Consider the following 14,251-nt stretch of genomic DNA (forward strand, 5'->3'; position numbering starts at 1 on the left):
TTCGCTTCGTCCGGTTGCTGTCTTTGATGGTGAAACAGGAATGCCGCGACGCTTTGATGACAATGCGTCGGCGACGGAGATGGTGGTTTCCTAGGAGGCCTTTTCTGTCGTGGCGGCCGCATGATCCAGAAGCCGCTGCGCCATGCGCGCGCCGACCACCAGATGCGTGCAAAGGCCGCCCGCGATCGCCGCGAGCAGCGGTTCGAACTTGCTGTCCTCCTGCACCACCACCAGCCGCCTGGCGATGGCGCGCAGCGAGGCAAGTTCGGCGGAGATCACACGCCGGTTATAACTGCAGTCGAGCACCTTGCCCTCGGCGTCGATGATCTGCCCGGCAATCACGCCGGCGGCGCCTCGGCTGCGCAGGCCAGCCATTTCGTCAGGAGTGAGCGCGCCGCATTTGACCAGATGGCTGTCGGCGTCAACCGCGCCGACCGAGTACAGCGCCAGGTCGCAGTCGCGCACACCCGACAATTGCTCCCGGATCACCGGCTCGGCACGCAGCGCGCGCGCCAGCTCTTCCGTCGACAGCACCAGCGGCGCGTAGAAGTTGAGCCCCTTGGCGTTGAGACGTCGCGCGATTTCCATGGTGCACTGGTCGGGCCGGTAGGAATAGGGCGCGCCGAGATTGCCGCAGAGCTGCACCACCGTGACATCCTGCAGGTCGGCATAGGACATGATGTCGGCGATCATGTAGACGGTGCGGCCCCAGGCGACGCCGATGCGGTCGCCCTTCTTGACCAGCTCGAGAAAGACGCTTGCCGCCAGCACGGCTATTTCCGCCGACGGGTCGGCGATATGGTCATTTTCCGGCGCGATCCAGACGGCGTCGAGGCCCAACGCATCCTCGAGCTTGCGCGCCAGCACGTCATCGGTGAAAAGCTGGGTCGAGGTCGAGATGTTGACGATGCCGGTTTCGCGCGCCTTGCGCAGATACATGGCGACCGAGGCACGGGAAATGTTAAGCTGGCTCGCCACCTGGTCCTGCCGCAGGCCATGGGCATAATAAAGCCAGGCGGCCTTGTGGATGAGCTGTTCTGCCGGTCGGATCGCCATGCCGTCTCCTCGGCTGACATTATTCACGGCTCTCGACAAAAGTCAAATTGGGCAAAGGTATGCGATGCCCTTTTGCCGGGCGAATCTGGATCATCATTGTTCCAAATGCGCTATAGCGAGGCATCGTTGATGGTGACGCGGCCCCAGCCTGTGATTAGAAGGTCTAAAAGAAAAACGCGGGGAGCATGGGATGGGCAATCCATACGAACAGGATCTCGACAAGAACGCGGCCAACCATCAGCCGTTGACGCCGCTTACCTATCTGGAGCGCGCAGCCAAAACCTATCCCGACCAGATCGCCATCATCCATGGCCGCCAGCGCATCGACTATCGCACCTTCTGGCGCCGGTCGCTGAAGCTTGCCTCGGCGCTCGACAAGCGCGGCATCGGCAAGGGCGACACCGTCACCGTCATGCTGTCCAACACGCCGCCGATGCTGGAGGCGCATTTCGGCGTGCCGATGACCAAGGCGGTGCTGCATTCGCTCAACACGCGCCTTGATGCGGCGGTCATCGCCTTCCAGCTCGACCATGCCGAGACCAAGGTGCTGATCGTCGACCGCGAATTCTCCAGCGTCGTCAAGCAGGCTCTGGAACTGGCCAAGGTCAAGCCGCTGGTCATCGACTATGACGATCCCGAATACGCCGCCGACGCGCCCTATCCGAAAGGCGAGTGGATTGGCACTCTGGACTATGAGGCGTTTGTTGCTGGCGGCGACGAGGACTTCACCTGGTCGATGCCCGACGACGAATGGGATGCCATTTCGCTGAACTATACCTCCGGAACGACAGGCAATCCGAAGGGCGTCGTCTACCATCATCGCGGTGCGGCCTTGATGGCCTACACCAACACCATCCATGCCGGCATGGCCAAGCATGCGGTCTATCTGTGGACGTTGCCGATGTTCCACTGCAACGGCTGGTGTTTTCCCTGGACGCTCGCCGTCCAGGCCGGCACCCATGTCTGCCTGCGCTGGGTGCGGCCGAAGCCGATCTACGATGCGATTGCCGATCAGGGCGTCACCCATCTGTGCGGCGCGCCGGTGGTCATGTCGGTGCTGATCAATGCCAGGGACGAGGACAAGCGCGCATTTCCGCAGACGGTCACCTTCAACACGGCCGCAGCGCCGCCACCGGAAGCGGTACTGTCGGGGATGGCCGATGCCGGCTTTGCCGTCACCCATCTCTACGGCCTGACCGAGACCTATGGCCCGGCGGTCGTCAACGAATGGCATGGCGCCTGGGACGACCTCGAAAAGGGCGAGCGCAGCGCCAAGAAGGCGCGGCAGGGCGTGCGCTATGCAGCGCTCGAAGGCCTGACCGTCATGGATCCCGAAACGATGCAGGCGACACCGGCCGACGGCGAGACCATCGGCGAGGTCATGTTCCGGGGCAACATCGTCATGAAAGGCTATTTGAAGAACGGCAAGGCGAGCGACGAAGCTTTTGCCGGCGGCTGGTTCCATTCCGGCGATCTCGGCGTCATGCACCCCGACGGCTACATCCAGCTCAAGGACCGCTCCAAGGACATCATCATTTCAGGTGGCGAGAACATTTCCTCGATCGAGGTCGAGGACGCGCTCTACAAACACCCGTCCGTTGCCTCTTGCGGCGTCGTCGCCAGGCCTGACGACAAATGGGGCGAGGTGCCTGTAGCCTATGTCGAACTGAAGCCCGGCAAGGCGGCGACCGAGGCCGAGATCATCGAACATTGCCGGGGATTGCTGGCGCGCTTCAAGGTGCCGAAGGCGGTGATCTTCGCCGAAATCCCGAAGACCTCGACCGGCAAGATCCAGAAGTTCCGGCTGCGCGAGATGGCCAAGGTCACCTGAAACGCCGACGGCCTTTCGCGGAAAATATTTTCAGTGGCTCGCATCTTCGGGCCGCTTCGTGACGTCTATTGGATGTCACCATCTGTCACCAATCGTACGCGTACACAGAATCTGCGTTGACAGACCGTCCATTTCGATTTACGAATGACGAAAGTTGAAATTCGTCACTCGTAAATTGACAGAGGATCATGTCCGAAGCCGCCACCATAGTCGCCGACGCCGCCCGACAGGACAATGTGACGCGCATTCTCGACTGCGCCGAGCGCCTGTTCCGGCACTACGGCTACGGCAAGACCAATGTTGCCGACATCGCCCGTGAACTCGGCATGTCGCCGGCCAACATCTATCGTTTCTTCGCCTCCAAGGTCGAAATCCACCAGGCCGTCTGCGGACGGATGCTCGGCGCCAGCTACAAGATGGCCTACGAGATCATGCACCTGCCGGTCAGCGCCGAGGAGCGCCTTAGGCGCTACGTGCATGCGCAATACAAGATGACGATGGAGGTCATGCTTGACGACCAGAAGGTCCACGAGATGGTCATCGTCGCCCTCGAACGCGACTGGGGCGTGATCGACAAGCATGTCGACAGCATTCACGACCTGTTTGCGGAAGTGATCCGCGATGGCATCGAGGCCGGTGAGTTCAGGGAGCAGGATCCCGTGATCGCGTCGCGCTGCTTCGGCGCCGCAACCGTCATCCTGTGCCATCCGCAGATGGTGGCGCAGTGCCTTGCCAAGACCAACCGGGCAATGCCCGACGACCTCATCGATTATGCAATCAAGGCACTGAAATAGCCCCCGCCAGCCGGTGTCGACCATTCATCTCCAGTCGGAGTACCAAGATGTCTTTGTCCAATTCCATCCTCCGTAAGCTGCCAGTTGCCGGCCTGATTGTCGCGGCGCTCGGGCTTGCCGGCTGCAGCCAAGAGAAAGCCGAAGTCAAGGACATCATCCGCCCGGTCAAGGTCGTCGAGATCGCCCAGGCGCATGACACCCGCACGCTCTCCTATTCCGGCTCGGTGCGGGCTCGCACCGAAAGCGCACTGGCTTTCCGCGTCAACGGCAAGATCACCGAGCGCCTCGTCGACATCGGCCAGCATGTGGTTGCGGGCGACGTGCTCGCCCGCATCGATCCCATCGATTACGACCTGTCGGTCAAGAGTGCGCAGGCAGCCCTTGATGCCGCCGATCGGCAGGTCGAGACGTCAGAGCTGTCCCGCAAGCGCGCCGAGCAGCTGTTTGACAAGAAGTTCGCGCCGAAATCGCAACTCGAGCAGGCGACCCTGAGCTACGACCAGGCTGTCGCCACCCGCGATTCCGCTCGCTCGACGCTTGCCCAGGCCAGGAACCAGGTCGGCTATACCGATCTCAAGGCCGACAGGGACGGCATCGTCACCGCGGTCAGCGCCGATGTAGGCCAGGTGGTTGGGTCCGGCGCGCCGGTTGTCACTGTTGCCGTCGACGGCGAAAAGGAAGTGCTGATCGCCGTGCCGGAAATGGAAATCGCCGAATTCAAGCCGGGCAAGATCGTCAAGGCGGGCTTCTGGTCCGACGACGCGCTGGCGCTCGACGGCAAGGTCCGTGAGGTCGCCGGCAGCGCCGATCCGCAATCGCGCACCTTCGCCGTTCGCGTCAGCCTGCCCAACGATCCGCGCGTGCTTCTCGGCATGACCGCCAGCATCGAAGCCTCGGCGGCTAATGAGCGGCAGCTCGTGTCGATCCCGCTGAGCGCACTGGCCGAGCAAGGCAGCCAGTCGATCGTCTGGACCGTCGATCGCGGCGCCGACACCGTTCACGCCCGTCCGGTCAAGGTCGCCGCGTTCGCCGCCGGTGGCGTGCGTGTTGCCGAGGGACTGAAGCCCGGCGACGTCGTGGTCGCTGCCGGCACGCAGTTCATGACCGAGAACCTCAAGGTGAAACTCGCCGGCGATGCGGCACTGCAGTCCGCATCTGCGGCTGACGGCGACGCCAAGCAGGTGCGCTAACGACAGACAACCGGCTGCGCGTTCCCGCAGCCGCTGGTTTCCGGGCGGCAAGCGCTCGAACCGAGGCGCTCGATTGATGTAACCCCCACATCGATTTTCGCGTCCCACCGCGATGAGCGTTTCTCCGCTCGGAGAGCGTTGCCGCCCGGAAGCCACTACCAAGCATTCGATCTTGTTGCTTTGAAAAGATGGACCAGCATCGATGACCAATTCCACGGAAGAGAAGCGGCCCTTCAACCTGTCGCGCTGGGCAATCGGCCATCCGTCCATTGCACGGTTCCTGTTCGGCCTGATCATCATTTCCGGTGCGCTCGGCCTGATGCGCATGGGCCAGAAGGAAGATCCCGATTTCACCTTCCGGGTCATGGTCGTCCAGGCGATCTGGCCGGGCTCCTCGATCAAGGAGATGGAAGACCAGGTCGTCAACAAGATCGAGCGCAAGCTGCAGGAGACGCCGCATCTCGATTTCGTGCGCTCCTTCACCCGCGCCGGCAGCGCCATCATCACGGTGCAGATCAAGGGCGACACCAACGCCGCCGAAGTCACGGACGCCTTCTACCAGGTGCGCAAGAAGGTCGGCGATATCCAGGGCGATCTGCCGCAAGGCCTGCTCGGCCCATATTTCAACGACGAGTTCGGCGACACCTTCATCACCCTGCATTCGATCAGCGGCGATGGCTTCAGCTATCCCGAACTGAAGAAATTCGCCATCCAGGCACGCGACATGCTTTTGACGACGCCCGGCGTCGAGAAGGCCGTCATCATTGGCGACCAGCCGGAAAAGCTCTATATCGACGTCTCGTCCAAGGCGCTCGCCGAACGCGGCCTGACGCTGACCGATCTGCAGAACGCGATCAAGGGACAGAACAATGTCGACCCGGCCGGCTCCGTCGACACCGGCACCAATTCGGTGCGCATTTCCGTCGAGGGCGATGTCAGCAAGGTCGAGGACATCAGGAACCTGCGCCTGCGCGCCGGCGGCCAGGTCACGAGGCTCGGCGACATCGCCACGGTGACGTCGGGGCTCGAAGATCCGTTCCAGCGCAAATACCGCTTCAATGGCCATGATAGCGTGCAACTTGGCGTCGTCATGGCCAAGGGCTTCAAGGTCACCGATGTCGGCAAGGATGTCGAGGCTACCTACAAGCGCTTCGAGGAGGCGCTGCCCTACGGCGTTTCGGTCGACCAGATTTCCGACCAGCCGGGCGTCGTCACGGATGCGGTGGCCGAATTCATGCATGCGCTTGGCGAAGCGCTGCTGATTGTGCTGGTCGTTTCTTTCCTGTCAATCGGCTGGCGCTCGGGCCTGGTCATCGCTATCGCCATTCCGCTGGTGCTCGCCGCCACCTTCGCCATCATGTACGAACTCGGCATCGACCTGCAGCGCATCTCGCTCGGCGCGCTGATCATCGCGCTCGGCCTGCTTGTCGACGACGCCATGATCGTCGTCGAGATGATGGAGCGAAAGCTGGAGGAGGGGCTGGTCAAGATCGAGGCGGCGAGCTTCGCCTATTCCTCGACCGCCTTCCCGATGCTGACCGGCACGCTGATCACCACCGCCGGCTTCATCCCGGTCGGCTTCGCGGCTTCCACGGCTGGCGAATATGTCCGCACGCTGTTCTATGTCGTCGGCATCGCGCTGATCGTGTCCTGGTTCGTCGCGGTCTATTTCACGCCGTGGCTCGGCAACATGATCCTCAAGCAGCGCAAGCATGCCGGCAGCCATCACGATGTCTTCGACACGCGCTTCTACCGCCGGCTTCGCGCTACGGTGGGCTGGGCGGTGCGCCATCGCATCATCGTCCTGGTGATGACGCTGGTGACCTTCGGCACTAGCCTGTGGGCGTTCCAGTTCATTCCGCAGAACTTCTTCCCGCAATCGTCGCGGCCGGAAATCCTCGTCGACCTCTGGCTGCCGGAAGGCACCAGCATCAAGGAAGTCGAGGCGCAGGCCAAGGCGCTCGAAAGCAAGATGATGGACGACAAGGACAAGCGTTTCATCGCCACCTATATCGGCGAAGGCGCGCCGCGCTTCTTCCTGCCGCTCGACCAGCAACTGCGCAATCCCAACTTCGCCCAACTGCTCGTCATGGCCAATGACGAACCGGCCCGCGAACGGCTGATCGTCAAGTTGCGCACCGTCCTGGCGCAAGACTTCCCGTCCATCCGCGCCAAGGTCGACCGCCTTTTCCTCGGTCCGCCGACCGGCTGGCCGGTGCAGATGCGCGTCATGGGGCCGGATCGGCAGGAGGTGCGCCGCATCGCCGACCAGGTGAAGGCGAAGTTCCGCGAGGATCCGCTGCTTGGCGCCGTGCACGACGATTGGTTGGAGCCGGTGCCGGCGATGAAGCTGGTCATCGACCAGGATCGTGCCCGCGCGCTCGGCGTCACCTCGCAGCGCATCCGCCAGATGCTGCAGGCATCGATGTCCGGCGCGCCGCTCGACGATTTCCGCGACGGCGAGGAGACGGTGTCCATCGTCGCCCGCGAGCCGGATGCCAGCCGCAGCCTGCTGTCCTCGGTCGACTCCGTCTATATCCCGACCGATTTCGGCGGCTTCGTGCCGCTGTCGCAGGTGGCCAAGGTTGTCCCGGTGCTGGAGCAAGGCATCGAATGGCGCCGCGACCGCCTGCCGACCATCAGCGTGCGGGCAACGCTGCCCGACGGCGTGCAGTCCAACGACGTCGTCACCAAGCTCTACAAGGACATGCAGGGCCTGCGTGACGGTCTGGCTCCCGGCTATAAGATCGAGATCCAGGGCGGTGCCGAGGATTCGGCGGAAAGCCAGGCCTCGATCGCCGCCAAGGCACCGATCATGCTGGCCATCATCGTCGTGCTCTTGATGATCCAGCTGCAGAATTTCGGCAAGGCGATGCTGGTGCTGGCGACCGGTCCGCTCGGCATCATCGGTGCTGCCGCCGCCCTTTTGATCAGCGGTGCGCCGTTCGGCTTCGTCGCCATCCTCGGGGTCATCGCGCTGCTCGGCATCATCATGCGCAACTCGATCATCCTGGTCGACCAGATCGACCAGGACATTGCCAAGGGCATGGAACGCTCCGAAGCGATCATCGGCTCGGCTGTACGCCGGTTCCGGCCGATCGTGCTGACGGCGATGACGGCCGTGCTGGCGCTGATCCCGATCTCGCGCGCCGTGTTCTGGGGGCCGCTCGCCTACGCCATGATGGGCGGCATCGTCGTCGCCACCGTGCTGACCATCCTGGTGCTGCCGGCGGGCTATGCCCTGTTCTTCGGCCGCGAGCCCAAGAAGCGCGGTGCCGCGGAGCCGACCGACGATCTGGAGCTGAGCCAAAAGGCCGACAAGCCGCAACTGGCGCTGGCCGCCGAATAAAGATCGCAGGCCGGGCGATACCGTCCGGCCGGCAAGGTTTGCTTCCACCATCCAACGCCACGATCTCTCGCTGGTCCGCCCGAACGGCGCAGAGCTTAAACGGCATTCGGCGCCAAAAAGCGCGCGGCGGGATTGCGCCTTAAATCGCCTTGTTGTACGAACGTTCAACAAGGCGATTTAACGAGTGCCTGCCGTGGTACGGACCGAGTTTCCCTTTGCCGTCGAAACCGTCGATCCGCTCTGGATCACGCTGGCCGACGGCACGCGCATCGCCGCCACTTTGTGGCGCCCGCGCACCAATACCAAGGTGCCTGTCGTCGTCGAGATGGTGCCCTATCGCCGGCGCGACGGCACCGTGGCCCGCGACATCGATATCCACCCCTGGCTTGCCGGCCACGGCATCGCCTGCGCCCGCATCGATATCAGGGGCTCGGGCGATTCCGACGGCGATCTGGCCGATGAATATCTGCCGCGCGAGCAGGAGGACGCCTGCGAGATCATCGCCCATCTCGCCGCACAACCCTGGTGCAACGGCAATGTCGGCATGACCGGCATTTCCTGGGGCGGCTTCAACGCGCTGCAGGTGGCGGCGCGCCGGCCGCCGGCTCTGAAGGCCATCATCACCAACTGCGCCACCGACGACCGCTACGCCGACGACATCCACTATATGGGCGGCGCGCTGCTGACCGAGCAGGAGATGTGGTCGAACTTCATGCTGGTAAAGAAGGCGATGGCGCCCGACCCGCAGATCGTCGGCGATGCCTGGCGCGCCATGTGGGCCGACCGCCTTGCGGCGACAAGCTCACTGTCGGAAATATGGCTCGCGCATCAGCGCCGCGACGACTACTGGCGGCAGGGCTCGGTCTGCGAAGACCACGCGGCGATCGAATGCGCGGTCATGGCCGTCTGCGGCTGGGAGGACAGCTACTCCAACTTCGTGCCGCGCCTGCTCGAACATCTGCCGGGGCCGAAGCTCGGCATCGTTGGCCCCTGGTCGCATGCCTATCCCTGTCGCGGTGCGCCTGGGCCGCTGATCGGCTATCTGCAGGAGGCGATGCGCTGGTGGCGCCATTGGCTCTGCGGCGAAGACACCGGCATCATGAACGAGCCACTCTATCGCGTCTGGATCACCGGCGAAGAACGGCCACAACCTTTTTATCTCCCCGATCATGCCGGCAGTTGGGCCGCCGAGGACCAGTGGCCGTCGCCGCGCATCGAACGCCGCGCCTTGCATCTGAACGCCACTGGGCTTGGCAGCGAACCCGCACCGGGTGCCGTGCTTTCCGTGCGCTCGCCGGCCACCGCCGGGCGAGACTGCGGCCGCTGGGGCGGTTATGGCGGCTCCTGCCCGGATATGCCCATCGACCAGCGTCGTGAGGACGGGCTGGCGTTGTGCTTCGACACGCCCCCGCTCGACAGCGACCTGACCTTGCTCGGCGCGCCGGAACTCGATCTGCTCGTCATTGTCGACCAGCCGCATGTCAACCTCGCCGCCCGGCTGTGCGATGTCTATCCCGACGGCACCTCGGCGCTGATGACCTATGGCGTGCTCAACCTCAGCCACAGAGACAGCCACGAGCATCCAGAGCCGTGTCCGGTCGGAACACCGTTCCGCGTGCGGCTGAAGCTCAATGATTTCGCTCGCACGGTGCCCAAGGGCCACCGCATCCGGCTGGCGCTGGCCAACCAGCATTGGCCGATCCTGTGGCCGCAGCCGAAACTGTCGACGCTGTCGATGGCGAGCGGCGACAGCACGGTGATGCTGCCGGTGCGGCCGCCGTCGGCTCGCGACAGCGACGTGCGCTTTGAACCCGCCGAAACGGCGCCGCCGGTCCCGACCACGACGTTTGACGACGGCTTCGACCGTCGCATCGTCACCGACGATGTCGGCTCGGGCGTGCAGACCATCGCGCTGAGTTCCGACCATGGACGCCGGCGCTATGACGATCGCGCTATCACCGTGTTCTCGGCCAACAGCGATACGATGAGCATCCGTGCCGACGATCCGCTGTCGGCCAAGCTCGTCACCGAATACTGCTGGGCGATTGCCAGCGGCGATGCCGACATCGAAGCCATGGCAGTCACCGAACTGACATCGGACGAAACCCATTTCAACCTGAGCTGGCGGCTCGAGGCCCGAGAACGGGGCACGCTCGTCCACAGCGCCTCGGCGACGCGGCGCATCAGGCGCGATTTCGCCTGACAGGAGCGGAGAGGAGACCATGCTTGCATATGCAGTGAAGCGCATCGGTCTCGGCCTCCTGATCCTCGTGCTTGTCATGATCGCCATGTATGCGGCCGTTTTCCTGGTTCCGGGCGATCCTGCAACCGTGGCGCTTGGTCCACGCGCCACGCCGGAACTGAAGCGGCTGCTGATCGAGCGCATGGGCCTCGACCAGCCGGTCTGGTGGCAGATCGTCGAATTCTTCCGCAACGCGCTGACCGGCAATCTCGGCTACGACGTCTGGTCGAACCGGCCTGTCTCGACCCTGGTCCTTGAGGCGCTGCCGAACACGCTGATCCTCGGGCTGACCGCGCTCACCGTCGCGCTTCTCATCGGCGTTCCGCTCGGCTGCCTGTCTGTGATGCGGCGCGGCACAACAGCCGATGCCATCATCGGTGTGCTCTCGGTCGGCGTCATCGCCGTGCCGTCCTTCGTCGTTGCCATCTATTCGCTGCTGCTTTTTGCCGTGACGCTGCGCTGGCTGCCGGCCATCGGCGCCGGCGAGGCCGGTGACTTCGTCAGCCAGGCCAAGGCGCTGATCATGCCGGCGGCAGCCATAGCGCTCGGCTGGATCGGCTACATCGCCCGCATGGTGCGCGCCTCGATGATGGAGGTGATGGGCGAACCGCACATCCGCACCGCGCGCTCGTTTGGTTTGCCTGAATGGAAGATCGTCTCCAAATACGCGCTGCGCATCGCCATCATCCCGACCATCTCGCTGGTCGCCGTCGGCCTCGGCAGCATCCTGTCCAGCGCCGTCTTCGTCGAGGCGGTGTTCGCTCGACCCGGCATCGGCAAGCTCATCACCGACGCCGTCAACACCCGCAACTATCCGGTCGTCATGGGCACGGTGCTGATCATGACCGCCATCTACGTCTCCATCACCATCGCCGCCGATCTGTTGATTGCGCGGCTCGACCCGAGGGTGCGCGATGTCTTCCGTGGCTGACGCCTCGCTCTCCCTTCCGGACCGACAAAGGCTGCCGCTGCTGCGGGCGCTGCTTGCCGATCCGTTCACTTGCGTGGCGCTGATCCTGGTCACCGGCTTCCTCATCACCGCAATCTTCGCGCCATGGCTGGCGCCCTATTCGCCGATCAAGATCGATGTGCTGCACAAGCTGCAGCCGCCATCGCTCGCGCACTGGTTCGGAACCGATCATCTCGGCCGGGATCTCCTGTCGCGCGTCATTTTTGGCGCGCGCACGGCGCTGACCATCGCCATGGTCTCGGTGGCCATCGCCGGCGCCATCGGCCTGCTGCTCGGCCTGATCGCCGGCTACGGGCCGCGCTGGCTCGACGCCATCCTGGTGCTGAGCTTCGACAGCTTGAACTCGCTCCCGATGATCATGTTCGCGCTCGCCATCATCACCGTGCTCGGCGCCGGCACCGGCACGCTGATCATCGTCATCGCCGCGACCTCGTTCCCGAGCTATGCCAGGCTGATCCGGGCGCAGACGCTGGCGCTGAAGAACAGCGACTATATCCTCGCCGAGCGCCTGCTCGACGCCAGTGCAGCGCGCATCATCTTCATCCACCTCCTGCCCAATGTCGTCGGCCCGCTGATCATCCTTCTGTCGATGGACATTCCGGTCGTCATCATGGTCGAGGCCGGCCTTAGCTTCCTCGGCCTTGGTGTGCGGCCGCCGACACCGTCCTGGGGCTCGATCCTCTATGATGGCTACACCTCGATCCGCTCGGCACCGTTCATGGTCATCTTCGGCGGGCTGCCGCTGGTGCTCGCAACGCTCGGCTTCACTTTCCTCGGCGAGGGCCTGCGCGACTATCTCGACCCGCGCCTGCAATTGCGGAGGCCGGCATGACCGGCTCGCTTTCCGCCATCGATCTCAGCGTCCGCTATGAGACGCCGCATGGCGTAGTGCATGCCTTGCGTCATGTCGACATCGAAGCGCATCCCGGCGAGGTGATCGGCATTGTCGGTGAGAGCGGCTGCGGCAAGTCCACGCTGGTCACCGCATTGGCCAACCTGTTGCCGGCCAATGCCCGCATCGACGGATCGATCAGCTACAACGGCGTCGACCTGGCAAAGCTCGACGCGCACCATCAGCGCCTGCTGCGTGGTGACGAGATCGCGCTGGTCAGCCAGGATCCGATGACCGCCTTCAACCCGGTGCTGACCATCGGCGACCAGCTCGTCGACTTCCAGCACCACCGCAAGGATCTCGGCCGTGCGCAGAAGCGGGCGCGCATCGCCGCCATGCTCGGCCGCGTCGGCATTGCGGATGCCGAACGGCGGATGAACAGCTATCCGCACGAACTGTCCGGCGGCATGCGCCAGCGCGTGGCGATTGCCGCCTCCCTGTTGACCGATCCCGGCCTGCTCATCGCCGACGAGCCGACGACGGCGCTCGACGTGACCATGGAGGCGCAGATCATCCATCTGCTGCGCGAACTCCGGCGCGACTACAACGGCATCATCATTGTTGTCTCGCACCATCTCGGCGTCATCGCCGAGCTCTGCGACCGCGTCTATGTCATGTATGCCGGCGAGGTGGTGGAGGGCGGCGAGGTCGACGCCATCTTCCACGATGCGCGGCATCCCTATACGCAAGCGCTGCTCGCCTGCGATCCTGCCCGCTTCCACGAGCGACTGGACAGGCTGCCGACCATTCCCGGCTCGCTTCCCAATCTGACCCAACCGCCAATGGGATGCGTCTACGCGCCGCGCTGCGATCGTGCGTTCGCGCCATGCGGTTCGGTCGCGCCACCACTCGTGAAACTGTCCGCCTCGCATGTCGCGCGCTGCCATGCGGTGACGCCATGAGCCCACTGCTCGCCATCAATGATCTGTCGGTGACCTTCGCACCTAAGAGTTTGCTCAGCCGCCTGATCAATCCGTTCCCCTTGCCGAGCTTCAATGTCATCGACGGCGTGACGCTGTCGCTGATGCCGGGCGAGACGCTTGGGCTGGTCGGCGAGTCCGGTTCCGGCAAGACGACGCTTGCCCGCACCATTCTTGGCCTTGTGCGCGCCGCTGCCGGCCGCATCACCTTCGAGGGCAGGGACGTGGCGACGCCGGCCGATTTCCGCGCCATGCGAAGGCGCTCGGCGATGATGTTCCAGGACCCTGTTGCCTCGCTCAGCCCGCGCCTGCGCATCGGCACACTGCTGACCGAGCCGCAGATCATTCAAGGCGTGCCGATGCCGGATCGCCGCGCCGCGGCAAAAGCGCTGCTGGCGCTGGTCGGCCTGCCGGCCTCCTTCGTCGACCGCTTTCCACATGAGCTGTCGGGCGGGCAGGCGCGCCGCATCGGCGTCGCCCGCGCGCTGGCGATGAAGCCGCATCTGCTGCTCGCCGACGAACCGACCGCCGGCCTCGATGTCTCGGTGCAGGGCGACGTGCTCAACCTGATCGGCGAGCTGAAACGCGAGCTTGGTTTCGCCGCCATGATCGTCACCCACAATCTGGCAATGATCCGCCATGTCAGCGATCGGCTGGCCATCATGTATCTCGGCCGGCTGGTCGAGACTGGTCCGACGCGGGATGTGTTTTCGGCGCCGCTGCATCCCTACACGGCGACGCTGATCCGGTCCGAGCCGATACCCGACCCACGCCGGCGCAGCCAGAACCCCGCCGTCACTGGCGAGATCCCAAGTGTATTCCGGCGGCCATCTGGCTGCGAATTCCACACACGCTGCCCGATCGCGCGCGATCGCTGCAAGACCGAGGCACCGGCCTATCGACCGATGGGCACCGATCGGATGGTGCGCTGCCATTTCCCGCTGGTGACAGGCGGGCAAGAACGGGAAGCCTTCTCACGCGCTTCCGCAAACCACAGGGGAAACTGA

10 protein-coding genes are annotated in these 14,251 nt (G+C 64.2%); 9 read left to right on the forward strand and 1 reads right to left on the reverse strand.

The annotated features are described in order from the left end of the window. Positions 1-90 precede the first annotated feature (90 nt). Entirely contained in the window at positions 91-1,056 is a 966-nt protein-coding gene (locus EJ076_RS14165; protein WP_126068293.1) for a sugar-binding transcriptional regulator, read from the reverse strand. A 190-nt stretch (positions 1,057-1,246) separates the two neighbouring features. Between EJ076_RS14165 and EJ076_RS14170 the strand changes: the two genes are divergently transcribed. From EJ076_RS14170 to EJ076_RS14210, 9 genes are all read left to right on the forward strand, one after another. Next, positions 1,247-2,887, forward strand: a complete 1,641-nt coding sequence (locus tag EJ076_RS14170) for an acyl-CoA synthetase (RefSeq protein ID WP_126068294.1) — start codon at positions 1,247-1,249, stop codon at positions 2,885-2,887. A gap of 188 nt (positions 2,888-3,075) precedes the next feature. After that, complete coding sequence (locus EJ076_RS14175) at positions 3,076-3,681, forward strand: TetR family transcriptional regulator (RefSeq protein ID WP_126068295.1); 606 nt, start codon at positions 3,076-3,078, stop codon at positions 3,679-3,681. 47 nt (positions 3,682-3,728) lie between these two features. Continuing rightward, positions 3,729-4,871, forward strand: coding sequence for an efflux RND transporter periplasmic adaptor subunit (locus EJ076_RS14180; protein ID WP_109661945.1), 1,143 nt, complete (start codon positions 3,729-3,731; stop codon positions 4,869-4,871). A 202-nt stretch (positions 4,872-5,073) separates the two neighbouring features. Continuing rightward, a complete protein-coding gene (locus tag EJ076_RS14185; RefSeq protein ID WP_126068296.1) occupies positions 5,074-8,220 on the forward strand; it encodes an efflux RND transporter permease subunit in 3,147 nt (1,048 codons plus the stop codon). A gap of 193 nt (positions 8,221-8,413) precedes the next feature. Beyond that, entirely contained in the window at positions 8,414-10,423 is a 2,010-nt protein-coding gene (locus EJ076_RS14190) for a CocE/NonD family hydrolase (protein ID WP_126068297.1), read from the forward strand. 19 nt (positions 10,424-10,442) lie between these two features. Continuing rightward, positions 10,443-11,393 carry an ABC transporter permease gene (locus EJ076_RS14195; protein ID WP_109661951.1) on the forward strand — a complete coding sequence of 317 codons (951 nt, stop codon included), beginning with the start codon at positions 10,443-10,445 and terminating at the stop codon, positions 11,391-11,393. Continuing rightward, on the forward strand, positions 11,377-12,264 hold the full coding sequence (locus EJ076_RS14200; protein ID WP_164548636.1) for an ABC transporter permease: 888 nt from the start codon (positions 11,377-11,379) through the stop codon (positions 12,262-12,264). The genes EJ076_RS14195 and EJ076_RS14200 overlap by 17 nt, the downstream gene beginning before the upstream one ends. Further along, a complete protein-coding gene (locus EJ076_RS14205; protein ID WP_126068298.1) occupies positions 12,261-13,226 on the forward strand; it encodes an ABC transporter ATP-binding protein in 966 nt (321 codons plus the stop codon). Before EJ076_RS14200 ends, EJ076_RS14205 begins: the two co-directional genes overlap by 4 nt. Then, complete coding sequence (locus EJ076_RS14210; RefSeq protein ID WP_126068299.1) at positions 13,223-14,251, forward strand: ABC transporter ATP-binding protein; 1,029 nt, start codon at positions 13,223-13,225, stop codon at positions 14,249-14,251. The genes EJ076_RS14205 and EJ076_RS14210 overlap by 4 nt, the downstream gene beginning before the upstream one ends.

It is taken from the genome of Mesorhizobium sp. M7D.F.Ca.US.005.01.1.1, from assembly GCF_003952545.1.
GTDB lineage: Bacteria > Pseudomonadota > Alphaproteobacteria > Rhizobiales > Rhizobiaceae > Mesorhizobium > Mesorhizobium loti.

What these genes read in the sequence shown, in the direction of transcription:
- EJ076_RS14165 (WP_126068293.1), bottom strand. Translation starts at nt 1,056, where the DNA reads ATGGCGATCCGACCGGCAGAACAGCTCATCCACAAGGCCGCCTGGCTT.
- EJ076_RS14170 (WP_126068294.1), top strand. Translation starts at nt 1,247, where the DNA reads ATGGGCAATCCATACGAACAGGATCTCGACAAGAACGCGGCCAACCAT.
- EJ076_RS14175 (WP_126068295.1), top strand. Translation starts at nt 3,076, where the DNA reads ATGTCCGAAGCCGCCACCATAGTCGCCGACGCCGCCCGACAGGACAAT.
- EJ076_RS14180 (WP_109661945.1), top strand. Translation starts at nt 3,729, where the DNA reads ATGTCTTTGTCCAATTCCATCCTCCGTAAGCTGCCAGTTGCCGGCCTG.
- EJ076_RS14185 (WP_126068296.1), top strand. Translation starts at nt 5,074, where the DNA reads ATGACCAATTCCACGGAAGAGAAGCGGCCCTTCAACCTGTCGCGCTGG.
- EJ076_RS14195 (WP_109661951.1), top strand. Translation starts at nt 10,443, where the DNA reads ATGCTTGCATATGCAGTGAAGCGCATCGGTCTCGGCCTCCTGATCCTC.
- EJ076_RS14200 (WP_164548636.1), top strand. Translation starts at nt 11,377, where the DNA reads ATGTCTTCCGTGGCTGACGCCTCGCTCTCCCTTCCGGACCGACAAAGG.
- EJ076_RS14205 (WP_126068298.1), top strand. Translation starts at nt 12,261, where the DNA reads ATGACCGGCTCGCTTTCCGCCATCGATCTCAGCGTCCGCTATGAGACG.
- EJ076_RS14210 (WP_126068299.1), top strand. Translation starts at nt 13,223, where the DNA reads ATGAGCCCACTGCTCGCCATCAATGATCTGTCGGTGACCTTCGCACCT.